Source organism: Arthrobacter sp. NA-172 (assembly GCF_043952055.1).
Classification (GTDB): Bacteria; Actinomycetota; Actinomycetes; order Actinomycetales; family Micrococcaceae; genus Arthrobacter.
Window position 1 is genome coordinate 250,383 of the sequence record NZ_JBINOT010000003.1, and the last position, 18,157, is coordinate 268,539.

General features: G+C 61.3%; 36 protein-coding genes and 2 tRNA genes. 8 read left to right on the plus strand and 30 right to left on the minus strand.

The window, feature by feature from the left end; translation table 11 throughout:
• From ACF0H6_RS15055 to ACF0H6_RS15200, 30 genes are all read right to left on the minus strand, one after another.
• The gene (locus tag ACF0H6_RS15055) at positions 1 to 429 is read right to left on the minus strand and encodes an endonuclease VII domain-containing protein (protein ID WP_395250400.1); all 429 of its coding nucleotides are present in this window, start codon (positions 427 to 429) and stop codon (positions 1 to 3) included.
• A 518-nt stretch (positions 430 to 947) separates the two neighbouring features.
• A tRNA-Trp gene (locus ACF0H6_RS15060) sits at positions 948 to 1,018 on the minus strand.
• 85 nt (positions 1,019 to 1,103) lie between these two features.
• Positions 1,104 to 1,177: transfer RNA gene (locus ACF0H6_RS15065), tRNA-Val, on the minus strand.
• Entirely contained in the window at positions 1,168 to 1,296 is a 129-nt protein-coding gene (locus ACF0H6_RS15070) for a hypothetical protein (protein ID WP_395250401.1), read from the minus strand. The genes ACF0H6_RS15065 and ACF0H6_RS15070 overlap by 10 nt, the downstream gene beginning before the upstream one ends.
• 75 nt (positions 1,297 to 1,371) lie before the next feature.
• Complete coding sequence (locus ACF0H6_RS15075; protein ID WP_395250402.1) at positions 1,372 to 1,980, minus strand: hypothetical protein; 609 nt, start codon at positions 1,978 to 1,980, stop codon at positions 1,372 to 1,374.
• The gene (locus ACF0H6_RS15080) at positions 1,977 to 2,219 is read right to left on the minus strand and encodes a hypothetical protein (protein WP_395250403.1); all 243 of its coding nucleotides are present in this window, start codon (positions 2,217 to 2,219) and stop codon (positions 1,977 to 1,979) included. The genes ACF0H6_RS15075 and ACF0H6_RS15080 overlap by 4 nt, the downstream gene beginning before the upstream one ends.
• Entirely contained in the window at positions 2,216 to 2,584 is a 369-nt protein-coding gene (locus ACF0H6_RS15085) for a hypothetical protein (RefSeq protein WP_395250404.1), read from the minus strand. Before ACF0H6_RS15085 ends, ACF0H6_RS15080 begins: the two co-directional genes overlap by 4 nt.
• 151 nt (positions 2,585 to 2,735) lie before the next feature.
• Positions 2,736 to 2,945: a hypothetical protein gene (locus ACF0H6_RS15090; RefSeq protein ID WP_395250405.1), complete on the minus strand. Its 210-nt coding sequence runs from the start codon at positions 2,943 to 2,945 to the stop codon at positions 2,736 to 2,738.
• Positions 2,946 to 3,054: 109 nt separating this feature from the next.
• Positions 3,055 to 3,387, minus strand: coding sequence for a hypothetical protein (locus tag ACF0H6_RS15095; RefSeq protein ID WP_395250406.1), 333 nt, complete (start codon positions 3,385 to 3,387; stop codon positions 3,055 to 3,057).
• The gene (locus ACF0H6_RS15100; RefSeq protein WP_395250407.1) at positions 3,384 to 3,713 is read right to left on the minus strand and encodes a hypothetical protein; all 330 of its coding nucleotides are present in this window, start codon (positions 3,711 to 3,713) and stop codon (positions 3,384 to 3,386) included. Before ACF0H6_RS15100 ends, ACF0H6_RS15095 begins: the two co-directional genes overlap by 4 nt.
• Positions 3,714 to 3,959: 246 nt before the next feature.
• Positions 3,960 to 4,274, minus strand: a complete 315-nt coding sequence (locus ACF0H6_RS15105) for a hypothetical protein (protein WP_395250408.1) — start codon at positions 4,272 to 4,274, stop codon at positions 3,960 to 3,962.
• Between the two features lie 55 nt (positions 4,275 to 4,329).
• Positions 4,330 to 4,890 carry a hypothetical protein gene (locus ACF0H6_RS15110; RefSeq protein WP_395250409.1) on the minus strand — a complete coding sequence of 187 codons (561 nt, stop codon included), beginning with the start codon at positions 4,888 to 4,890 and terminating at the stop codon, positions 4,330 to 4,332.
• A complete protein-coding gene (locus ACF0H6_RS15115; RefSeq protein WP_395250410.1) occupies positions 4,883 to 5,167 on the minus strand; it encodes a hypothetical protein in 285 nt (94 codons plus the stop codon). Before ACF0H6_RS15115 ends, ACF0H6_RS15110 begins: the two co-directional genes overlap by 8 nt.
• A 426-nt stretch (positions 5,168 to 5,593) precedes the next feature.
• Positions 5,594 to 5,911, minus strand: a complete 318-nt coding sequence (locus tag ACF0H6_RS15120; protein ID WP_395250411.1) for a glutaredoxin family protein — start codon at positions 5,909 to 5,911, stop codon at positions 5,594 to 5,596.
• A gap of 67 nt (positions 5,912 to 5,978) precedes the next feature.
• The gene (locus tag ACF0H6_RS15125) at positions 5,979 to 6,167 is read right to left on the minus strand and encodes a hypothetical protein (RefSeq protein ID WP_395250412.1); all 189 of its coding nucleotides are present in this window, start codon (positions 6,165 to 6,167) and stop codon (positions 5,979 to 5,981) included.
• Between the two features lie 72 nt (positions 6,168 to 6,239).
• Positions 6,240 to 6,434, minus strand: coding sequence for a hypothetical protein (locus tag ACF0H6_RS15130; RefSeq protein ID WP_395250413.1), 195 nt, complete (start codon positions 6,432 to 6,434; stop codon positions 6,240 to 6,242).
• Positions 6,431 to 6,985 carry a hypothetical protein gene (locus ACF0H6_RS15135; RefSeq protein WP_395250414.1) on the minus strand — a complete coding sequence of 185 codons (555 nt, stop codon included), beginning with the start codon at positions 6,983 to 6,985 and terminating at the stop codon, positions 6,431 to 6,433. Before ACF0H6_RS15135 ends, ACF0H6_RS15130 begins: the two co-directional genes overlap by 4 nt.
• Positions 6,976 to 7,815 carry a PD-(D/E)XK nuclease-like domain-containing protein gene (locus ACF0H6_RS15140; RefSeq protein ID WP_395250415.1) on the minus strand — a complete coding sequence of 280 codons (840 nt, stop codon included), beginning with the start codon at positions 7,813 to 7,815 and terminating at the stop codon, positions 6,976 to 6,978. Before ACF0H6_RS15140 ends, ACF0H6_RS15135 begins: the two co-directional genes overlap by 10 nt.
• A gap of 175 nt (positions 7,816 to 7,990) precedes the next feature.
• A complete protein-coding gene (locus ACF0H6_RS15145; protein ID WP_395250416.1) occupies positions 7,991 to 8,419 on the minus strand; it encodes a hypothetical protein in 429 nt (142 codons plus the stop codon).
• A 7-nt stretch (positions 8,420 to 8,426) separates the two neighbouring features.
• Entirely contained in the window at positions 8,427 to 8,714 is a 288-nt protein-coding gene (locus ACF0H6_RS15150; RefSeq protein ID WP_395250417.1) for a hypothetical protein, read from the minus strand.
• A 142-nt stretch (positions 8,715 to 8,856) separates the two neighbouring features.
• On the minus strand, positions 8,857 to 9,084 hold the full coding sequence (locus tag ACF0H6_RS15155) for a hypothetical protein (RefSeq protein WP_395250418.1): 228 nt from the start codon (positions 9,082 to 9,084) through the stop codon (positions 8,857 to 8,859).
• Between the two features lie 26 nt (positions 9,085 to 9,110).
• Positions 9,111 to 9,377, minus strand: a complete 267-nt coding sequence (locus tag ACF0H6_RS15160; protein ID WP_395250419.1) for a hypothetical protein — start codon at positions 9,375 to 9,377, stop codon at positions 9,111 to 9,113.
• Positions 9,374 to 9,724, minus strand: coding sequence for a hypothetical protein (locus tag ACF0H6_RS15165; RefSeq protein WP_395250420.1), 351 nt, complete (start codon positions 9,722 to 9,724; stop codon positions 9,374 to 9,376). Before ACF0H6_RS15165 ends, ACF0H6_RS15160 begins: the two co-directional genes overlap by 4 nt.
• Positions 9,721 to 10,191, minus strand: coding sequence for a hypothetical protein (locus tag ACF0H6_RS15170; RefSeq protein ID WP_395250421.1), 471 nt, complete (start codon positions 10,189 to 10,191; stop codon positions 9,721 to 9,723). The genes ACF0H6_RS15165 and ACF0H6_RS15170 overlap by 4 nt, the downstream gene beginning before the upstream one ends.
• Positions 10,188 to 10,439 (minus strand): hypothetical protein, encoded by a 252-nt coding sequence (locus tag ACF0H6_RS15175; protein WP_395250422.1) that lies wholly within the window; start codon positions 10,437 to 10,439, stop codon positions 10,188 to 10,190. The genes ACF0H6_RS15170 and ACF0H6_RS15175 overlap by 4 nt, the downstream gene beginning before the upstream one ends.
• Positions 10,436 to 10,618 carry a hypothetical protein gene (locus tag ACF0H6_RS15180; RefSeq protein WP_395250423.1) on the minus strand — a complete coding sequence of 61 codons (183 nt, stop codon included), beginning with the start codon at positions 10,616 to 10,618 and terminating at the stop codon, positions 10,436 to 10,438. Before ACF0H6_RS15180 ends, ACF0H6_RS15175 begins: the two co-directional genes overlap by 4 nt.
• Positions 10,615 to 10,890, minus strand: coding sequence for a hypothetical protein (locus tag ACF0H6_RS15185; RefSeq protein ID WP_395250424.1), 276 nt, complete (start codon positions 10,888 to 10,890; stop codon positions 10,615 to 10,617). Before ACF0H6_RS15185 ends, ACF0H6_RS15180 begins: the two co-directional genes overlap by 4 nt.
• Positions 10,887 to 11,102, minus strand: coding sequence for a hypothetical protein (locus ACF0H6_RS15190; protein WP_395250425.1), 216 nt, complete (start codon positions 11,100 to 11,102; stop codon positions 10,887 to 10,889). Before ACF0H6_RS15190 ends, ACF0H6_RS15185 begins: the two co-directional genes overlap by 4 nt.
• 96 nt (positions 11,103 to 11,198) lie before the next feature.
• A complete protein-coding gene (locus tag ACF0H6_RS15195; RefSeq protein ID WP_395250426.1) occupies positions 11,199 to 11,432 on the minus strand; it encodes a helix-turn-helix domain-containing protein in 234 nt (77 codons plus the stop codon).
• Positions 11,429 to 11,683 (minus strand): helix-turn-helix domain-containing protein, encoded by a 255-nt coding sequence (locus ACF0H6_RS15200; RefSeq protein WP_395250427.1) that lies wholly within the window; start codon positions 11,681 to 11,683, stop codon positions 11,429 to 11,431. The genes ACF0H6_RS15195 and ACF0H6_RS15200 overlap by 4 nt, the downstream gene beginning before the upstream one ends.
• Before the next feature lie 150 nt (positions 11,684 to 11,833).
• Here ACF0H6_RS15200 and ACF0H6_RS15205 point away from each other — a divergent pair, with 150 nt between their 5' ends.
• The 8 genes from ACF0H6_RS15205 to ACF0H6_RS15240 all read left to right on the plus strand — a co-directional run bounded on the left by ACF0H6_RS15205 (position 11,834) and on the right by ACF0H6_RS15240 (position 17,802).
• Complete coding sequence (locus tag ACF0H6_RS15205) at positions 11,834 to 12,091, plus strand: helix-turn-helix domain-containing protein (RefSeq protein ID WP_395250428.1); 258 nt, start codon at positions 11,834 to 11,836, stop codon at positions 12,089 to 12,091.
• A 463-nt stretch (positions 12,092 to 12,554) separates the two neighbouring features.
• Positions 12,555 to 12,812, plus strand: coding sequence for a helix-turn-helix domain-containing protein (locus tag ACF0H6_RS15210; protein ID WP_395250429.1), 258 nt, complete (start codon positions 12,555 to 12,557; stop codon positions 12,810 to 12,812).
• A gap of 573 nt (positions 12,813 to 13,385) precedes the next feature.
• Entirely contained in the window at positions 13,386 to 13,766 is a 381-nt protein-coding gene (locus ACF0H6_RS15215) for a peptidase inhibitor family I36 protein (RefSeq protein ID WP_395250430.1), read from the plus strand.
• Positions 13,767 to 13,791: 25 nt separating this feature from the next.
• A complete protein-coding gene (locus ACF0H6_RS15220) occupies positions 13,792 to 14,682 on the plus strand; it encodes a hypothetical protein (RefSeq protein WP_395250431.1) in 891 nt (296 codons plus the stop codon).
• Positions 14,669 to 15,850, plus strand: a complete 1,182-nt coding sequence (locus ACF0H6_RS15225) for a peptidoglycan-binding protein (RefSeq protein WP_395250432.1) — start codon at positions 14,669 to 14,671, stop codon at positions 15,848 to 15,850. Before ACF0H6_RS15220 ends, ACF0H6_RS15225 begins: the two co-directional genes overlap by 14 nt.
• Entirely contained in the window at positions 15,847 to 16,347 is a 501-nt protein-coding gene (locus tag ACF0H6_RS15230; RefSeq protein ID WP_395250433.1) for an ATP-binding cassette domain-containing protein, read from the plus strand. The genes ACF0H6_RS15225 and ACF0H6_RS15230 overlap by 4 nt, the downstream gene beginning before the upstream one ends.
• Entirely contained in the window at positions 16,332 to 16,754 is a 423-nt protein-coding gene (locus tag ACF0H6_RS15235; protein ID WP_395251322.1) for a hypothetical protein, read from the plus strand. The genes ACF0H6_RS15230 and ACF0H6_RS15235 overlap by 16 nt, the downstream gene beginning before the upstream one ends.
• A 136-nt stretch (positions 16,755 to 16,890) precedes the next feature.
• Positions 16,891 to 17,802 carry an ABC transporter permease gene (locus tag ACF0H6_RS15240; protein ID WP_395250434.1) on the plus strand — a complete coding sequence of 304 codons (912 nt, stop codon included), beginning with the start codon at positions 16,891 to 16,893 and terminating at the stop codon, positions 17,800 to 17,802.
• Positions 17,803 to 18,157: the final 355 nt, after the last annotated feature.

Genomic DNA, 18,157 nt, shown 5'->3' on the forward strand with positions numbered 1-18,157 from the left:
CTACCACCTACTTCTTTCGATATAGCCGATAGCAGCGGTTAGCGACGTGACGTTATCCCTGAAGTGCCCTAGCGCTACATTGCAGTGCCGGCAGAGAATCCCGCGGACAACGAGTGTGTCGTGGTCGTGATCGATCTGCCAGCCCTTGATCCCAGGATCATCGGTACGGCAGATGGCGCATCGGCCTCCCTGCCCTTGTAGCATCGCGTCAGCAGCCTCAGCAGTGATCCCATACTTGCTCTTGATCTGAGAATCACGGTACTTCTCGCGATTCGCCGCCTGCCATGCGGCGGTCTTGGCCCTGAACTTCTTAGGGTCCGCCTCATACCTAGCCCTATTGCGGGCAGAGATGCACTCCTTGCAGGTAGTACGGTTCCCGGGGTAGAACTCAGACGCCCCTTTGGTGGCCGAACATGCTTTGCAGGTCACGGCCACCTCCTTGGGCATTTGAAGTTTTTTTTCGCGGTGAATAGAAATGACTACCCGGCGGAGTCAGGCAGGCGTCGTCAGCCCCAGAGATTGGGACACCCCTACCCCTGGTCGTCGTCGTCAGCGTCGTCGTTTCCGGCGTCGCTGTTTTGATGCCTCGTCGTGGCCCCTACCAGTCTCGGGTGATTGTCTGCTGTCGCTGCATGCGCACTTCGGTTGCGTTGCGTGCGCCTGCTCCTCGGTTGCATCGGACGTGCTCGGGTCCGTTGTATCCGGTGCGGTCGTCGTTGTGTCCAAGGTCGAATGCTTCGTCAGGCTTGATTGGTTCGAGACAGCGTGCGCAGTTGACGCCGCCTTGCTTGACGATGGGCTCCCACTTGGCACGCTCGCGTTGGTGTGAGGATCCATAGCCTCGGGATGATGTGCTGGCTAGTTGCTTGGCCATGGCACTCCCTGTTGGTTGGTGATCTACTGGATCGGCCGCGTTCTCGATTGTTGGTCGGCGTTCTTTCGATCAGCCCGGCGTGCAGGAATCGAACCTGCGCTTCCGGTTTTGGAGACCGGCGTGATACCACTTCACTAACTCCAGTAAGTGGCCAGTCACCTCATGGGGGTTTGGTGCTGGCCGGACGCTGCCTCTCGGCTGTGTCCCGATTCGGGCGAACCTTGTCGCCGTGGGCTGGCTGGAATCGAACCAGCTTCTCCGACCACGTAAGGTCAGCGTCGTAGCCTTGTGAACTACAGCCCTGCATGCTGGGTGTATCCGTCTGGATGACCCACATGCACGTTGTGCCAGGCGCCGGCCATGTGCACTGACCGGCGTCCAGCGTTGCCGATCTCGTAACCCAGGATCGGCGCTGGGGGCATGAAAAAAGCCACCCTGCGATGAGAGCGGCTGAGATTTTCGACAGTACTGCCGAGACATGACTGACCCTACCAGAATTAACCCGACCTCGTTAATACCTCATTCGGCGTGTCGAGTGCGCGCAATAGCCATGAAACCTGATCGCCGGACCATGCCGCTCCACATGCGCCGCACTCGATGTCCCACTGTCCGGGATGTGCCAATTCCCCAGCCTCGTCCCAGCACCCAAGCGACAGGCAGACTTCTCGATCATCGCCATGAAGTGAGAGCCCACATGACGGGCAGACCTTCCCGGTCAGTCGTCGGCGCGGTCTGGTCGGCCACAGAAATGCTGTAATCGCATTGATCCATTCGAGGCTGATGCGCTCTAGGTAGGCGTACCACTCAGCGGAAGGCACCTTCTCGCCTATCCCGATCAGTAGTTCGTCCAGCGTTCCGTTCCAGAGCAGACCTGTCATCTCGCCATATTCAGTCTCAGCTTCCTTGGTGATCCGGTGAACCATGTCCACGGCATCGATATTGATTGGCGACGGCGCTCCACCCTTGCCGCCCGATGCGCCACTATTGCCCGGTGACACGGCCGCCCGAAGATCGTCCAGCAGCGCGGGCACCTTGTGCGGCTTACCGTCTGGGCCGGTCTTCAGATGCTCCCGACAAAGCTGGTGCACGTTGTCATTCAAGCTCAAGGCTTGCCCTCCTTCTTGGCTTGTTCGGCGATCAGTTCCGTCCGGACTCGTCTCTCAACAAGGGCTTGCATTGGGTCAAGTAGGAAGATTTCCTGCACGAGGCATCCTTGACTTATGAGCTCGTCCCTCAGGTCCATCTGCTGCTGAAACGTCAGGCCCTTGACATTGAAGTACCGTTCCCCGAGTTGGTGCGCTTGAATGATGGTTCCGGGGATGGCGCGGATTATGGTTTCACTCACGTGAGCTCCTCGATGATGAATGTGATGGCGTCTTGGATCGGCGCGCCTCGGCGGTGGTCCGGGCCTTCAACTTCCCGCCATGAGTCGTCTGGGATTAGTCCGGCGTCAACCATGCCGTCCACACACGCTTTGGTGGTGGGTGCCAGGTTGTTCGGATCCCATCGCCGGTTGCCTGGCTTGTGGATCTTGGCGAGTATCCGGACTGGTGGCTGCAGCGGCTTGCCCATGACGCGCTCGGTTTCGGCCATCGTCGCCAGCCGCCACGCTTTGGTGAGTCTCGCCTTGGCCATGTGGTGCGGGCGTTCGTTCGAGTTGATGAACGCGCACGGTGCTTCGACGGTGAAAATCAGGATGCGCTTGCTCATTTCCATCCCGTCGTTGCGCGGATATAAGCCTCGGGACCGTAGGGGCCGTTCTCCGCCTCCCGTGTGTCACTCGCGGGCACATGTGCCACTTGACCCTCACCGGCCTCTTCTGCCCCGCTGCCAACGTCTGTCATGGGCGCTTTAGCAAGGATCAGTTCATTCGCGCCGAACCAGAGTGGTGCTGGTTCGCGCCGATCTGCCAGCGACTGTCAGCCTCGCTTACGGCAGCATCCCAGCCTGTTGCGAGCAGTTCGCGGCGGCCGGTTTCCAGCGTCTCGCTCATGCCGATGAGCTGCTTGGATAGTCGGTCGTTGAGTTCGGTTAGGCGCTCAATTTCGGCTACGAGTTCGTTGTGGCTCATCGTTCTTCGCTTTCTTCTTCGAGGATGCGTTCGAGGACGGCTTTGGCTTGCGGGGTGATTTCTTCGGGGTAGAGCAGTTTGATGGCCGCTTCAATGCGGAGGTGCAGGGTCATCGGGACACTCCGAACACTGCGTCTGGGTGATCCCGCGCCGCCCTTGCGACCCTGGCGAAGTACCTGAACGCAGCGGGAAAGTTTCCCCACCCGTTCGCCGGGTTGAGTTTTTCCAGCTCGCCCCGCGTGGCGAACATGACGCCTAGCCCGGCAATTAGGCTTTCGCTCACTTCGGCGCCGCGCACCCCATGGATCCCGGCGAGCCCATCGGTGTCCGGGCTCGCTTTCCGCCACATTGGGGAGACGTTGGATGTCATGTTGCCGAGGTCGAGGTAAGTGCTGAAGCGGTTTGGTGCGGGCTCAATCGTGGCCCAAATGTCGTAGCTCATTGGTCGTCCTCGTTTCGTTGTGCTTTGCGATCGGCGGCACAGCAGCGGCAGTTGTGTGACGATTCGCCGATGTGGTCCGGGCATGGTTTGGCTTTGGGCATCACGGCTTGTGCTTTGGCCGGCCAGTGATTGCCTGGATGGAAGATCGGGCCCGGTGTCAGGCAGCTTGCTTCCATGGCCTTCGTGGTGGCCGCGATGATCAGCGGGCCGAGGTCTTGGGGCTGGTGCTTGTCGATCAGCGAGACGAGCGACGTGATGCCCCAGTCAGGGCGGATCTCGTGCAGCAGGTAGGCGACGGCGCGCGTCTGCTGGTCGGTGATGGTCAATGGGATTCCTTCCTCCAACCAAAAATCGCCCAGCCCTCGCGTTACGGAACTGGACGATTGGTTGGAACTTTTTTCATCACTTCTCTAAAAGCCAAGGCAAAAGCAGAGGTGAGATAGGGCACTTAGGTGAGATAAGTAATGGTTATGGTTATGGTGCTTATGTTTCGCTTACACATTTGTTATAGGTTGTTACACGTTTGCTATTAACGATTTATAAGCGGCCGCTTACAGTTCCGCTTATCCCGCTTATGCCTCTTCTTGGAGGTCGGCGCATAGTTCACAGTCGTCCTTGAAGATGCCTCGGGCGACGTGCCAGCGCTTGTGTGCCGACTCCTTGCCGCCGCGACTTCCGCGCTCAGCCTTGTCCGCCTTCAAGTCCTGGATCTGTTTCTTTGAGTTCTGGTGTGACAGGTAGTCGTGCAGCCGGTACGTGTCACCGAGATCTTCGACAAGGCCCGCGTCGATGAGTTCACGCCCGGCCTTTATGCCCCGCATGTTCAGCTCGTGGCTCGTGAACTCCCCGTCACTCTGAGCCTCATTGCAGTCGGCGATTAATTCCACGTGGAGGCGGAATGCCTTGTCACTGAGGGTGCGTATCTTGCGGTGTCGCGGATATTCATTCGTGAGGGTGAAGTAGGGGCGCGTGTCTCTGGGCAAAGGTTCCTCCCTTCATCTGGCTAAGTCCGCCGCAGCCTTTGGGGCGCGGGAATTGGATGATGAATTCAGGCAGCCAGGGAGTTTCGCCGGGCGCGTAGTAGGGCTCGGTCCGTCCATGAATTTCCATATGCGCGCAGAGTCCGTCACTGGCCGGCGCGTGCTCGGTCGCTATCCTCGCGAGCACTTCCGGCTTGAGTCCGAAGCCCCATATGGATCTACAGAATGGGCACATAATGCGCTGATCGTCCGCGGTAACCATAATGATCGGCGTCCGTCCGTTGACGTGCGGGTGACCGTAAAGGTTGACGCACCTCTGGCAATAGTCATAGCCGATTGACTGATTCCGGTTTTGCGGGTGCCGGCAAGCGCCTCCGCCGATTGTGTTGGTACTTCCGCACCAACCGCACTTCGGCTTGCCGTACCAGCCAGTCGGGCGAACCTTGAACAATGGCTGCAATTCCAGTGGCGCCCCACATTCCAGCAGTTCGAAGATGTCCGTTTGGCCGTTCATCTCAGCCATGGCGATAACCGCGACTCTTCGCTTGGACGGCCGGCGCTTCGATGACGACGACTTGCAGTGCGCCGCCGGATCCTGGGACTCGGCGGCCGTCAGCGATACAGCTGCGTGACGGGCCGACGATGGTGGCGTTATGGCGGTGCGCAACATTGGGCAGGTCGCCGATGGCTTGCATGATGAGTTCCGCGTCGCTGCCTGCCGTGCCGGTGCCGTTTACGATCGGCCAAACGGCGCGGAAGGTGTGCGTCGCGGCCGGCGGCTTGGGTCTGCGCGGGCTCATAACTTCTCCTTGGGTTTCGGTGGGCGCGTGGCCCGCATGACGTTGTTGACGGCTTCGTTGCCTGTCGGGTCGCGTATGGTGCGGCTTGCCCGATGGTTGGCGTCGTCTTGCTTCTGGGCTTTGACGTGGTGATCGCAGCGATGACGGGATAGGCAGATGCCGAGCGAACTGCGGCATAAAAAGCAACATGGATCCGGCGTCATATGGCGGCCGCATCGGCGAGTACTTTTGCGTTCGGCTCGTCGCTGGGGAGCTTGCCGGCCGATACGCACTTAGGGCATGCGTCCACACGTTTCCCGATGAACCAGCCAGCTTGGTGGAATGGGAGCAAGGCTGGCGCTTTGTCGAAGGTTGCCTCGTCGTGGTCAAAGCAGACATCGCAGAACATCCGCCACTGCCCTGGCTCGCTAGTGAAGCAGGACCGGCTCATGCCGCATCGGCCCTGTGTGTGATGTGCTCCCGGATCTTGGCGGGTTGGAACCCAGACCACACGACGTCGCCTTCCATGGCTGAGGCGATGATGACGGGCATCTCACGGCGGTTGAGGATCTCCGTGACGTAGGTGTAGGCGGTCGCATCCTCTTCTACGTTGACGGCCGTGTAGTTGACTCCTTCGCGGTCGAGGATCCGCTTCGTCATGTCGCACCATCGGCAGTCGTTCTTGGTGTAGATGACGACTGCGACGCCGTCTCGTGCCTGGATGAGTGCTGTCAGGTCGGTGGGCTGTGCTATCTCGGTGGTCATGTGCTTCTTTCGTTTTGGGCGCGGCGCACGGCAGGGGGTCCGTGCGCCGCGGGATTTTGGATGGCAGTTAGCGGCGGCGATTCAGGTGGTCGTTTCGCATGAGCGGCGACTGATTGAAGAAGTCATCAACTTCCCTGAACGCCTTCTTGGCCCTGCTCGTGATGACCAGTGCGGCGATGAGCCAGATGATGAATCCGAGGATGAGTAGAGCGCCGGCGCATGCGGCGATGACAAGAATGATCTGAATAGGTTCCATGGGTCTTCTTCTTTCTTTTGGGCATGAAAAAAGCCGCTCTATGGCGGCCTCGGGGGGTTTGGTGCGGGTGGACTACTCGGCCGCCTTCGCGATCGGTTCCAAAACGCCGATCCACTGACGCGCAACGTCGGGTGTGATGTGAATGAATGCGAGTCCGTTGGCCATCCAGATTTGATGGCGCCCTGACTCGGATTCGTTCCCGGTTGCTTCGATGGGGCCGGCGAGGATGCTGACCGTGACGTGACCGGTTTTCGTTGTGTTGCTCATGCGTTGGCTCCTGCATTGTTTTGGATGTGGGTGAGGGTGTCTTGGTCGGCACCGGCTGCTTGTGCGTCCATGTAGAGGGAACGGAGCGCGTCAACGTTGCCCGTGAGGGCGTCGGCTTCAGCTTTCCAGTTGCGCGCGGGTGCTGAGGTCTTCACGGGTGCGGCATCCAGGAGAGGGTCCACGCTGAAAGGTTTGCGCTTGCCGCGGGTCACCATGAGCGAGACGCTGAGTCGCTTCGGGATGTGGGACATTGCCGCGATTTCGATGCCGCCGACTTGGTCCCCGCCGAATTTGATTTCAGGGTTGCGGAACAGTGTGAGTCGGCGGTCGGTGTAAGCATCGCCGTCAGATCCCCAGCCCTGGACTAGCACGCGACGCATGCTCTTGGAAGGCTTGTAGGGTCGGCCGGGGAACTCTGCCAGGAGGATCGAAACCGGCTGCTCGGCGTTGCCAGCCCGGACTTCTGTGATGGTCACAGTTACGGGCCCGGTGACGAGATCGTCACTATTGAGCTGGTCGGACTTTGGCACGATGGTTTTGGTTAGGTCCATGGCGATGCTCCTATTTCGATGTCATTGGGAATCCCTAGCAGGTCTTCGGCTTTGTAGAAGGCCAACATCGGGATGCTGACTGGTTCGACGGTCGGATACCCGGGCCAGCTACCGGACTCGATGCATTCGCGGTAGATGCGCTTGGCCCTGTCGTTGAGTTGCCGTCCAATGTCGATCGATGCCGCGTCAAGCTCAACCACGGACACGAGGTAGGGTTCCGTCTTCTCGACCAGGACGAAACGGAACGGCAACTCTTCGCCCGTCGCCGCCTTGACGCCGTCGATGTAGTGCCCTGCCGATTGGTGGTAGCCGTAGTCGGCCGTGACTTTGCCGAACTCATTGGGGTCTGCGTTGCGGCCGGTCTTCAAATCCACAAGCACGCTTGGATGCCATGCGTCCGGCCGGCACTTGAGCATCTGGCCATCTTCTTCCCAGAAGACCGACTCTTCGGGACGGTGGCCGGTGAACAGTTCGCGCGCCACGGGGTGCGCCATTACCGAGTCACGCATCCCGACGATGCCAGCCCATTCCTTCGGCGTGACCGGGATCAAGCCCTCATCTTTTGCTTCGTTCGCGGGTATGGTCCATTTGTTGCCGCGCTTGTCTTCGACGTCGATCACGCGGTGCTTGGTCTTGTCGCCTTCGAGGATGAGGCTGTGGGCGAGTGTGCCGATGTCGAATGCATCCTTGTGGACTGGATTCTCGGACTCGTATTTCCAGTGCGCTGGTGTCCGGACGGCGAGCGTCTTCAGTGACGTCGAGCCGAGGGCCAGGTCTGCATGGTATTCCTCGTTGCTGATGCCTTCGTAAATCCCGGGAGAGTACCCCATGTTTGCTCCGTTTCTGGGCATGAAAAAGGCCCCTAGTTGGGGCCGTGTTGTTTGCAGTCTGGGTTCGTCGGTCTTTGGTGCATTGGGCTGTATCGCCAAGCTGGGCAGCTGCAGCCGGGGGTTTTGTTGGGCGGCCGGGACCAGTTCTCCTTGCGGGCGTCGTGGTCCATTCCGCTCACCCGCCCTCCACCCGATCAGCACGGGCACGGAGCCAGTCGATGGGGTATGTTGTCCCGAAGTTCATGGCGCGAATGTATGCCTCCCACTCGTCCGCTGCTTCCCGCAACGCCTCAGCCTTGACGTGTCGGAGTCCTTCTTCGACTTCTTCCGCGGTGTGCACCGCCAGCGGGGTGAATCTCTCAACGATGCTGTCCGGGTAGTTCATGACGCCCGATTGCCAGCCACCGCGTACCCGCTCGGCTATCAGGAAAGAGGTGGTTGGCCCGTCAACGACTTTGATCGAGGCGTAGCGCGGATACTCGTTCACGACCGCGCTGGGGAAGTGCTCGGGGCAGTCGGGGTTTGGTTCCATCGCGCCGCCTGGCTCAACCGCGCCGTAGTAGGTCCATGGGTTCTCGACTGGATGGCATGTGCAGTTGCTCATCTTGCGCTCATCTCCGGTAAGGGTTGTCGTCGGTTGCTAGGCCACGCTTGCCAAAGGGGTACACGGCGCCGTGATCGCGGCCCTCGTCCCACGCATCAGCCAACTCGCCCTCCATGATCCCGGCAACAACAGCGGCCACGTGTTCGCGGTGCAAGTCACTGGCTCTCCATTGGCGCTCATTGACGGACCACTCGCAGCCGGCGCCCGTGCAGTAGACGATTTCGAGGCTGCGGCCCATGCAAGCCCAGTCGCGGTGTTCTTCCAGTGTCGCCCGGATCGCGTCGAACATGGTCATGCGTCCTCCTGTAGTGCGGCGTCCTCGTGATCTGGGTTAGGTCTATTTCCGCGCATGGTGCCGTTGCAGTGGATGTCCATTGACTCGACGCACTTACCGCAGTCTGGGCAGACCATAAACCAGCACTGGGCCTGCATGCCGCTCATGCTTCCTCCTGTAGTGCGGCGATAACGGCGCGGGCTATGTCCTCGTCCGAGGCGATACCTCCGAGCACCCAGCGGTGCTTGTGAACCGCCTTCACCGCCTTCTCTATACTGGCCTCCGAGAACATGACCCCATCGGCGGCAGCGAGGGCGTCCGGGATTACCCTGTCCACCCACTCTTCGAGGTCTTCCCCGTACGTGATCCGGTTCGGCATTGGATCACGCATGGCTTTCGCGGCTGCTTCGACCCGCTTCACTCGGCCACCCCCCAAGGGCCAACCTCACGCTTGATGAGCACCGGCTTGAGCTTCCGCTTCCGCTGCATCGCAATGGTCTGCTCGGCGTATTCCTTGGAGTGGCACGGGCTGTCCTGATCGCGGCGGACACCCCACTCAGTCTCGGGTGCCGGGTTGGCGGCGAGAGCAGCACGGAGGTCGGCGACCACGTTGAGGGCGGCCTCGTCTGAGCCCTCATCCCACAGCCTGTCGGCCAGCTTCTCAATCGCGTCGTGCAGGCTCATGGCTTGACCTCCAAAGCGTCGGTGAGTGCGGTGCGGATTCGGCGTGCAGCGTCGTCCAATGCCCAGTCTTGAGAGCTGAATCCTTCGACACCTTCTGACGGGTGGAAGGGGTGCTGGTTCGTGTCACACCATTCGAGCACCGCGTCCAGTGCGTTGAGCAGGCGGGGGATGTCCGTGCGGGCGTGAGCGATGAACTCGGCGTCGGACCCGGAAGACTCGGCTAGCCTGTCACGGTCAAGCGTGTCGCCGTTGTGGAACACGTAGTAGATGCTCACGCCATCAGAGTCGAGGAACCATGGCCCCGGCTCAGCCGCTTCCGCCCGCTTGCGGATCGCATCCAGGCTCACAGTTCCACGCCCTCGGACAGGGTGCGCAAGTTGGTGAAGGCTAGCGGCACTTCGCTGGTCTGCCACACGTTGTCGTACTTGTCATGCCAGATGTCGCCGATTCGGGCGAGCTGCGTTGTCACGGTTCCGTTCTTGCCTTCCATGACTGCCCCTAGCCCGGTCGGGAACTGGTATGGGGGCGTCGGGTTCAGCGCCTCACGGAGAGCTTCGGCGGCACCATAGGAACTAAGTGCCCCCTCGGTTGCCCAATCCTCAGCCAGCGCCTCTACCCGTCCCCTGAGTCCGTCGTCCTCGGGCAGGAAATCCTCATCACGGAGCGCGGACAGAAGATCGGCGGGGTTGAGCGTGATGGGCGGTTGCGCCTCGCCAAACGCACATACCCTGATGCCAATGTTGCCGTGGCTCTTGCGATAGATCGTTGCGTGGAATCCTTCCGGCTGCAACGCACTCTTGATCGTGGTGCTCATTTGGTTGCGTCCTTCGTCGTGGGGAAGATGGTGGCGTACACGGACGGGCAGGTGGCTTGCAGCACGGCCAGGTTCCTAGTCAGGTGCGGAGGAAGGGGCGGGCTGGGCGGTTCGGTAGTCACTTGGTCAGCTCGTAGTCGTCCACGGTCGCGGCGATCTTGGCGGCAAAATACGACCGGGGTCGATTCAAGCCGCAAGTAGGAATCCAACGCTTCCCGAACCTGCTCCATGACTTCTTCGGCGATCATGATTCCCCCTTCCGAAACGCATCAGCGTCGTCGTCTACCCGTTGCGCGAGGATCTCCGCGCACTCGTCACTCTCAGGCGCCGGCTCATTCAGGAACCGGTCATAAGCGCGCGCCCTGCCGATCATCAACGGGGCGGCAAAGATGGTGGCCGCGAAGACCAGTACGAAAAAGCCGTTCATGATGTTGCCTCTTCCTTTATGCGGCGGGTCCAGATCTTCAGTGATCCGTACTTCCTTGTCCGTGCGTGGGATACGGAACTCGCGACGGACTCAATGAGCCCCTTGTTGCGGGCATTAGCGAACGCCATGCCCGGCCAGTTCGTGTTCGCTGGTTCGCGCATCTCCTTGCGCAAGTCGTCGGCAGTGAACTCGGGCATGTCGCGGGATAGTTGATCGATCGTCGCCTCGGCATCTTCGAGCCAGGTGTTGTCTTCGAGGATTGCCGCCTTCATGCTGCAGCCTCCATGTTGCGGAATGCCTGCCTGGGCGTCGGATCTGAATGAGTCAAGATGCGCTCAAGGTCGAGATCCGTCATCCGCGCCTGTCGCTTGCAGAGCTTCGACGCGAGACGCTGCGCTTTACTGCGGCCAACCTCGTGACCGTGAACCTCTGCATACTCCAGGATTCGCTTCTCATAGCCGGTGGTTGTCATGTTTTCGGGCATGGCGATAGGACCCTTTCTTCGTCAGTGGCGGACCTCTGAGCGGGGGATGTCTTTGATGCTGTGGTGTTTGCCCTAAGTCGGGCGAGGGTTGCCGGGTTAGGCGGAACGCAGAAGGCGTTCAATGTTCTTGCGTTGAGTGCGGGGCTTCAGAACGGGCCGCGCTGGCGGTTCGATGATGCTTGCGTACTGCTCGGGGGTGAATCGGTAGATCCGGCCGATTTTGATTGCCGGCCATTTGCCCGACTTGCACATGCGGTAGACGGTCTGCACTGACACTTTGAGCTTGTCGGCAACCTCAAGGGCCGTCATGGTCTCATCAGGGTCGCTCATGCCGCGTTATCCTCAATGAGTTCAGTGGGGTTGCACTTCAGTGCGAAGGTGACGGCGCGAAATTCGCCTATAGTCAGACTGCGATGTCCACTAGTTCCGCCTTTGATGCTTCGCTCGAGGGTCTTGTAGGGGATCCCGGTCTTATCGGACAGGGCCAGAAGGCTGATGCCGCCTTCCTTCATTGCGGCAAGGATCCGGCTGGCAATTTCGGAGTCTGTGGCGACTGTTGCGCCAGGGGGTGGGGTTGTCATATGACTACCGTAAATAGTCGATTGACTATTTGCAAGTACTCGACGCAACTTTTCCAAGTAGTGGTTAACGCGGAATCGGGTACGCCGGATGGCATACCCGATTAGCCGATCATGTTGCAAGCATCATCGACATGCGCTTAAATTGGTCACATGACAACTTATGTTGAGCGCTACGAAGCCGCGATGGTAACTCAGATCAAGGTCGAGCTAGCTGAGCGCAGCATGGAGCAGAAGGACCTTGCTGACAAGGTCGGCATCAACCGCGTCACTATGAGCCACTACATGACCGGCAAGCGCAGCATCCCAATGCCCACCTTCCTCAAGATTGCGGAGGCATTGGCGGTTGCCCCGGGAACACTGATGGATCGCGCCGACGCGCGAGTGCAGCCCACAGCTGAGACGGCATAGCCGAGAGCGATTCCGCCAGGCCCGCAAAGTCCCCGATCGTCATCTCGCTCACCTCAAAAAGCGCCCCGACCTCTTGAATGGTCACGGGGCGCTTGCCGTTTTTAACGGCACCTGTCCACGGCCCCCAAGCCTCGCGTTGACCGTCAGTGTCTTGTGCGAGTACAACCAGCCGCTCAACCTGCATCTTCTGTCCCCAGTTAGAAAGTATGTTCGAATAATTCAAAAATCTTACGACGCCCGACTGACAGTTGAAGCAATCTCGCTTCTACGTGACGAGTAGAGGGCTTAGCGTGATGTTAAAAGTTACCCTACATAGGGTCCTGATCTTAAACTAGGCACAACCTGCGTATGCTCTGGCTATATACTCTCCTTTAGATAGACTGACCCTAAGTAGGGTCAGCCTGAGTCTTATGAGGGATTCAGCCTCCCCAGCGCGCAGCGAAAGAGCGGATACGATATGTCCATGCCCCAAGGTAAGCAAAACCCTTCCGGCCCATTTGCCCGGGCCACCTCTGCGGAGGTCCGGGCGACTATGGCTCGTCAGCGCGTCAGTGGCGCCCAGCTGGCATTCAGGGCTGGCGTCTCTCAGAGTTACCTGTCAAAGAGACTCCGGGATGACCTGCCATTCACATTGAACGACATTGAGGCCATCTGTAAGGCTCTCGATGAGGATCTGGAAACGCTGGTTCATGCGGCAGCTCAGGCCGTCTCTGCGCAATAGCCCCCATGGGGGTGCGAATGAAAAGCGGAGTACGCAAAGGGCCCCTCACTGAAGAGATCAGTGAGGGGCCCTTTTTATCTTCGATGCGGTGTTTTCCAATGTTGACGCCGTCAACAAAACTGGATATGTACTTTTCATACACATATCTGCGGATACGTCAACTTCCCCTAGATTGCGCCGATTCTGGCTATATGACGCGGACTGTCGTGGGGGTTCAAATCCCCCATTCTCCGCGTTTGGCCCCGGTCCTTGGACCGGGGCCTTTTTGCGTTCTGAGACGGCAGGTGGGATGACGGCAAGAGGGTCCCGGATGGTCGCACCACTCAGTCCGAACACGTCTGGACCGCTCAATTTCCCCCCTTACGCCGCTCAGTTCCCCCCTTCCACCACTCAATTTGCCCCTTTTCACCACTCAATTCCCCTCCGAGGACCACTCAGTGGTGATTCCCGGCGATAGCTTTTGGCTAAGGACTCCATAGTCCTTGGAGGCGCGCCCTTACTGCTCAATCGCTGGCTCTGGCGCATGAGGGCCTCCTCAGCACCAGTCACGCCGCCGAAAAATTGGGGGATCCATTGAAAGCTATATTCCGTGCTGCTGGAGTTGCAGCACTCGTCACCGCATCCGTTGCCTCAGGCATCACTGCCGCAAGCGCAGCACCGTCCTGTCCCACCGCCCGGGTGTGCCTGTACGACAACTACTGGTTTACGGGCACTCAACGCACGTTTGGCTGGGTGACCTCGAACGTCGGCCCGGATGCCAACGACAAGGCAAGTTCGCTCGTCGTTGGTCCGGCCGCTGACTCAAGGTCTCCGTACGTGTACTTCTATCAGGACGCCAATTATGAAGGGTACAAACTAATCTATCGAGGAGGTAACGCCAACAACGACCTGCGCAACGAGCGGATGTACGCCGGTTGGAACTGGGACGACGAGATCTCAAGCGTCTGGGGCTGACACGCAGATGCATAGTCGCTCGAGTTTGGCTGGGGCAGTATCCGTGCTGGCCGCGGTTGTGGTCGCAGCCATCACGGCCTGCTCCGGGCCGGCCGCTCAATCACCCAAACCTTCGTTGGGTGCCACTCCTTTGCCCGCGGTTGACCGCTCCAAAGCGGCCGATGCCCGGGCCTCACTCAACGAGGCCACGGGTGAGGTGGTCCTTCCCATGGACAAGTACTGGTATTCGGACAGGGAGAACGTGTTCGTGAACAACGCCGTGGGGTTCCTCATTGACGACTGCGTCGAGTCAGCTGGCTTTACCGTCGTTCCGTGGGGCGGTGACGGGAAAGCCCTCGAGGACCGGCGATTCGGATCATGGTCGCGGCAGCTCGCTGCCAGAAACGGGGCCACGCCCGAGACTCGAAGAATCCCTGGCGTCCTGGAGAAACAAGTTAGGCCTCCCGTGATCAGCGCGGAGCAGGAGCAAGCGGCGTCAAGATGCTACGACTCCGTCGGGCGTGCGGGCTTCCCGGAGCTCCTTGAGGGCCTGGCCGGTGACACGTCGATCCCAAACCGCATCGGGCAGATCGCGGCGCTCCTCACGTCGCGTGATCCCGAGTATCTGGCCTACCGCAAAGCATGGGAAACGTGTGTCGAAGGCAAAGGCCTGAAACTGCTGGAGGAGGACGGTACCTGGACAATGAGCTCGAGCGGCTCCAAGGAGGACGAAATCCGCGTTGTGCTGCTTGGCATCGAGTGCAAGGAGTCAATCGGCGGCGCCCGGAAGCCGTATGACATTCTCGCCCAATACCAAGCGGCCCAGATAAAGGACCACCAGGCGGAGCTCAACAAGCTCGGCGAGCAGAAGACGGCGGCAGTGGAGCGGGCGCGCCAGGTTCTCCGGGACCACGGGGTTGCCGATGCCAAGCTCTGAACCCGGACTCCGCACCGCCATGAGACGGGTTCCCCGCTGGTGGCTCATTCCTGCCGTGACGGTGCTGGTTCTCTCGGGCCTTGCCGCGGCCTATTGGGCTGGTACCACCACCGCCGCGGGGACGACAACCGCTCAAGCCACCTCCACGGTCGTGCCAGTGTCCGCGACCGTGGAGCGGCGAGCAGTGGTGAAACAGGTAACCATCTCCGGGAAAGTCATCGCCGGGGCCCAGGTAGCCGTGAAGGCAACTGCGTCCGCCGGTATCGACAGGCTGGTGGTGACGTCCACAGTGAAGGGAGCCGCGGACCGGGTCGCGCCGGGAGAGCTACTCGCCGTCGTGTCCGGCCGTCCCCTCCTGATCCTGCCAAGCAGCGTCCCGCTGTACCGGGACATCGCATCGGGCGACTCCGGCCCCGACGTCACTGCGCTCCAAGGGGCACTCGCCGGGTTCGGCTATTCCGTCGCGACCACCGGCACCTTCGACGCCGCGACCCAGCGTGCCCTCTCCGGGTGGTACGAGTCGGTAGGGTCCGAGACAGCCAAGCAAGGTGCCACCAAGCAAGACGCAGCCGCCGCGGACTCAAGCTCGGCGAAAACCACGCCGGGAACCTCCACGCCCGCCGTAGTGCTCCGCTGGCGGGAATTCGTGCAGATCCCCGGTGACACCGGGAGGATCGCCTCCATCGCGGGACCCGGAGCTGTCCTGGCCGAGGATGGAATCGTGGCGCACGTGACCATTGCCGACGACGCTATCGTGGCCCGTGCAGACGTCCTCCAGGCTGAGTCCTTTGCCGCCGGGACCCCGGTCACGGTCCGGGCAGGCTCGGCCGCCCTCGACGCGAAGGTGGGGCAGCTGAGCGGTTTCAAGGATGGAGACCCCAGCAAGAACGAGGTGCCCGGCAAGGACATCACGCTTCCACTGCCCGCCGGTACGCAGGGGTTCGCCGCCGAGCAATCCGTCACCCTCACCGCAGGCGCTGCTGCTCCGGAGGCGCTTGCCGTGCCACTCATCGCTATCCGCCAGGAATCCGGCGCGGCATACCTAGAAGTCGAGGACTCGTCCAGCCTTCGGCGTGTGGACGTAAAGGTCACGGCTCAGGCAGACGGATGGGCGGCCCTTGCGGAGGCTGCGGGGCTCGCTGTGGGCGATCGCGTCAGGTTGCCATGAGCGGACAGTCTTTCACGACGCTCGAGTCTTCTGGCGCGCCACTACTCAGCCTGCGCGGGATTGCCCGTGAGTTCCCCGGCGCCAAGGCACTAGGCGGCGTTCACCTCGATATCCACGCCGGGGAGTTCGTCGCGATCGTCGGCCCCTCGGGCTCGGGCAAGTCGACGCTCCTCAACGTCCTGGGCCTGCTCGACACGCCAACGGCGGGCACGTACCTCGTGCACGACGTCGACGTCGGCCGGCTCAGCGAGCAGGAACGCGCCGAGCGGCGGGCGCAGATCTTCGGTTTCGTGTTCCAGGAGTCCCACATGGTTGGCCGCGATGCCGCCGCCCGCAACGCCGTCCTCGGCTTGCGCGCACGGGGGATCGGGCCGGACGTCCAGAAACAGCTTGTGGGACCTGCGCTCGATAGGTTCGGCCTCGGCCACCGGGTTGGAACGCCGGCATCGCTACTTCCGGCGGCGAACGGCAACGCCTCGCCATCGCCCGCGCCGTGATCGGCGCCCCCGACGTGGTCCTCGCCGACGAGCCGACCGGCAGCCTCGACACCACCAACGGACAGATTGTCCTCCGCCACCTGCGCGAACTCCACGCCGGCGGAACCACGATCGTGATGGTCAGCCACGACCCCGGCATCGCCGCCTCCGCCGACCGCATCGTTACGATGCGCGACGGCGCGGTGGTCGCCGACACGGGGTCAGTGATCCGGGCAGAGGCCGAGTCCGGAGCGCACGACGGCGATGCGCCCGTCCCGCACGCGGGCTTGGTGCGCCGTCGTCGTCACGAACTCGCGGACCTGGTTGCGGACGCGCTATCGGCACTCACCGTGCGCCCGGCCAAAGCGCTCCTTCTGATCCTCGCTTTCCTCCTGGCAGCGGCGGGCTGGTCGCGGCCATCGGGCTGAGCGAGAGCGCCGCAGTGAGGGTCTCCACGCGGATCGACGCGGCGGCCAGCGATGAGGTCCGCGCAACACGCGAAGCCGGTTACACCTCCTGGGAGAAGTTCGCGCAGACCTTGAGCGCGCCAAGGCCCTGACCGGCGTGCACGGGGCGGGTGTTGTCGCCGAGCTGTCCGCCTCAGTGGTGAAGCCTTCGACGTTTCGCCCGGGGTCCTTCCCTGAGCAGCCGGTCTTCAACGGGGCCGTGCGGGTAGTCGACTCCGCCTATCTTCGCCTCCAAGGCGCTTCGGTGACCCACGGTGATCCCGCATTGCTGGACCAGTCGTTTGGCGGACCCGTTGCGATCCTCGGGAAAGAAGCGGCCCGGCAACTCGGCGTCGGGAAGCCGGGACCCGGCGTCGTCGTCTGGCTTTACGGGCACCCCGTCCCGGTGGTTGGCCTCATCGGGGACCCCGGGAGGGATCCCATACTTGCCGGAGCGGTGGTGGTCGGCGTTGGATCGTATGCCGTGAAGGACAGGATGGCGGCCAGCGTGGTTCTTCGGACGGACCCTGGGATGCCGGCGGCAATCGCCGAGGCATTGCCCAAGGCGCTCAGCCCCGCCGAAACCGGTGCCGTCAAGGTCCAGACCGTCGCCGACCTCCGGGAGTTGAAGCAAGGCATCAACTCGGACCTCGGCCGACTCGTGGCCATTGTGTCCACCGTCCTGTTGGCCATAGCGTGCCTGAGCGCCGGGACCACCATGTACCTCGGCGTTATGGCCCGCTCCGGCGAGATCGCGCTCCGGCGAGCGCTCGGGATGCGGCGGGTGGCTCTCGGATGCATGTTCCTCGTTGAGGGTGCCGTCGTCGGGGCAATCGGCGGTGCTGCAGGTGGCGCCGCGGGGATGGCGGCAGTCCTGGCCTACTCGGCGGGCGAGGGGTGGGCTCCCGTCATTCCTTGGTACGCAGCGCTTTGGGGAATCGGCGTGGGCATCGCCAGCGGGACTTTGTCAGCCGTATACCCGGCCGTGGTGGCATCGCGAGCGAACCCGGCCCAACTGATTCGAGGGTGACGATTCCGTCATGCACGTTCCGCCGCCACCCGTTCCAACACTTCACGGCAGGCCAGGATTGCCTCGGGTTGTCGTTTTGGGGAGTCCCTCCTCTATCGGGTGGAATCCGTTTGAATACACTGGTGTGCAGTGCACATAACAGCCGAGCTGAGGAGCACTTATGTCTAGGGACAGAGTTGTCTATTTGGTTGGGGTCGCGGTCATTGTTGCCGTAACGTGGTTCGTTTTGGTCCCGATCACAAGAACACCATATGAAGGCCTGCTCTACGCGTTCCTTGCCGTCGGAGCGGGCGCGTTGCTTCGCATGTGCTATCTCTCTGCCGTTCGACGCCGGAAATCGCGAAGTCAGTAGGTT

What these genes read in the sequence shown, in the direction of transcription:
- ACF0H6_RS15070 (WP_395250401.1), bottom strand. Translation starts at nt 1,296, where the DNA reads ATGCCCCCAGCGCCGATCCTGGGTTACGAGATCGGCAACGCTGGACGC.
- ACF0H6_RS15085 (WP_395250404.1), bottom strand. Translation starts at nt 2,584, where the DNA reads ATGAGCAAGCGCATCCTGATTTTCACCGTCGAAGCACCGTGCGCGTTC.
- ACF0H6_RS15090 (WP_395250405.1), bottom strand. Translation starts at nt 2,945, where the DNA reads ATGAGCCACAACGAACTCGTAGCCGAAATTGAGCGCCTAACCGAACTC.
- ACF0H6_RS15095 (WP_395250406.1), bottom strand. Translation starts at nt 3,387, where the DNA reads ATGAGCTACGACATTTGGGCCACGATTGAGCCCGCACCAAACCGCTTC.
- ACF0H6_RS15110 (WP_395250409.1), bottom strand. Translation starts at nt 4,890, where the DNA reads ATGGCTGAGATGAACGGCCAAACGGACATCTTCGAACTGCTGGAATGT.
- ACF0H6_RS15115 (WP_395250410.1), bottom strand. Translation starts at nt 5,167, where the DNA reads ATGAGCCCGCGCAGACCCAAGCCGCCGGCCGCGACGCACACCTTCCGC.
- ACF0H6_RS15120 (WP_395250411.1), bottom strand. Translation starts at nt 5,911, where the DNA reads ATGACCACCGAGATAGCACAGCCCACCGACCTGACAGCACTCATCCAG.
- ACF0H6_RS15125 (WP_395250412.1), bottom strand. Translation starts at nt 6,167, where the DNA reads ATGGAACCTATTCAGATCATTCTTGTCATCGCCGCATGCGCCGGCGCT.
- ACF0H6_RS15130 (WP_395250413.1), bottom strand. Translation starts at nt 6,434, where the DNA reads ATGAGCAACACAACGAAAACCGGTCACGTCACGGTCAGCATCCTCGCC.
- ACF0H6_RS15135 (WP_395250414.1), bottom strand. Translation starts at nt 6,985, where the DNA reads ATGGACCTAACCAAAACCATCGTGCCAAAGTCCGACCAGCTCAATAGT.
- ACF0H6_RS15140 (WP_395250415.1), bottom strand. Translation starts at nt 7,815, where the DNA reads ATGGGGTACTCTCCCGGGATTTACGAAGGCATCAGCAACGAGGAATAC.
- ACF0H6_RS15145 (WP_395250416.1), bottom strand. Translation starts at nt 8,419, where the DNA reads ATGAGCAACTGCACATGCCATCCAGTCGAGAACCCATGGACCTACTAC.
- ACF0H6_RS15150 (WP_395250417.1), bottom strand. Translation starts at nt 8,714, where the DNA reads ATGACCATGTTCGACGCGATCCGGGCGACACTGGAAGAACACCGCGAC.
- ACF0H6_RS15155 (WP_395250418.1), bottom strand. Translation starts at nt 9,084, where the DNA reads ATGCGTGATCCAATGCCGAACCGGATCACGTACGGGGAAGACCTCGAA.
- ACF0H6_RS15160 (WP_395250419.1), bottom strand. Translation starts at nt 9,377, where the DNA reads ATGAGCCTGCACGACGCGATTGAGAAGCTGGCCGACAGGCTGTGGGAT.
- ACF0H6_RS15170 (WP_395250421.1), bottom strand. Translation starts at nt 10,191, where the DNA reads ATGAGCACCACGATCAAGAGTGCGTTGCAGCCGGAAGGATTCCACGCA.
- ACF0H6_RS15175 (WP_395250422.1), bottom strand. Translation starts at nt 10,439, where the DNA reads ATGATCGCCGAAGAAGTCATGGAGCAGGTTCGGGAAGCGTTGGATTCC.
- ACF0H6_RS15180 (WP_395250423.1), bottom strand. Translation starts at nt 10,618, where the DNA reads ATGAACGGCTTTTTCGTACTGGTCTTCGCGGCCACCATCTTTGCCGCC.
- ACF0H6_RS15185 (WP_395250424.1), bottom strand. Translation starts at nt 10,890, where the DNA reads ATGAAGGCGGCAATCCTCGAAGACAACACCTGGCTCGAAGATGCCGAG.
- ACF0H6_RS15190 (WP_395250425.1), bottom strand. Translation starts at nt 11,102, where the DNA reads ATGCCCGAAAACATGACAACCACCGGCTATGAGAAGCGAATCCTGGAG.
- ACF0H6_RS15195 (WP_395250426.1), bottom strand. Translation starts at nt 11,432, where the DNA reads ATGAGCGACCCTGATGAGACCATGACGGCCCTTGAGGTTGCCGACAAG.
- ACF0H6_RS15200 (WP_395250427.1), bottom strand. Translation starts at nt 11,683, where the DNA reads ATGACAACCCCACCCCCTGGCGCAACAGTCGCCACAGACTCCGAAATT.
- ACF0H6_RS15205 (WP_395250428.1), top strand. Translation starts at nt 11,834, where the DNA reads ATGACAACTTATGTTGAGCGCTACGAAGCCGCGATGGTAACTCAGATC.
- ACF0H6_RS15210 (WP_395250429.1), top strand. Translation starts at nt 12,555, where the DNA reads ATGCCCCAAGGTAAGCAAAACCCTTCCGGCCCATTTGCCCGGGCCACC.
- ACF0H6_RS15225 (WP_395250432.1), top strand. Translation starts at nt 14,669, where the DNA reads ATGCCAAGCTCTGAACCCGGACTCCGCACCGCCATGAGACGGGTTCCC.
- ACF0H6_RS15230 (WP_395250433.1), top strand. Translation starts at nt 15,847, where the DNA reads ATGAGCGGACAGTCTTTCACGACGCTCGAGTCTTCTGGCGCGCCACTA.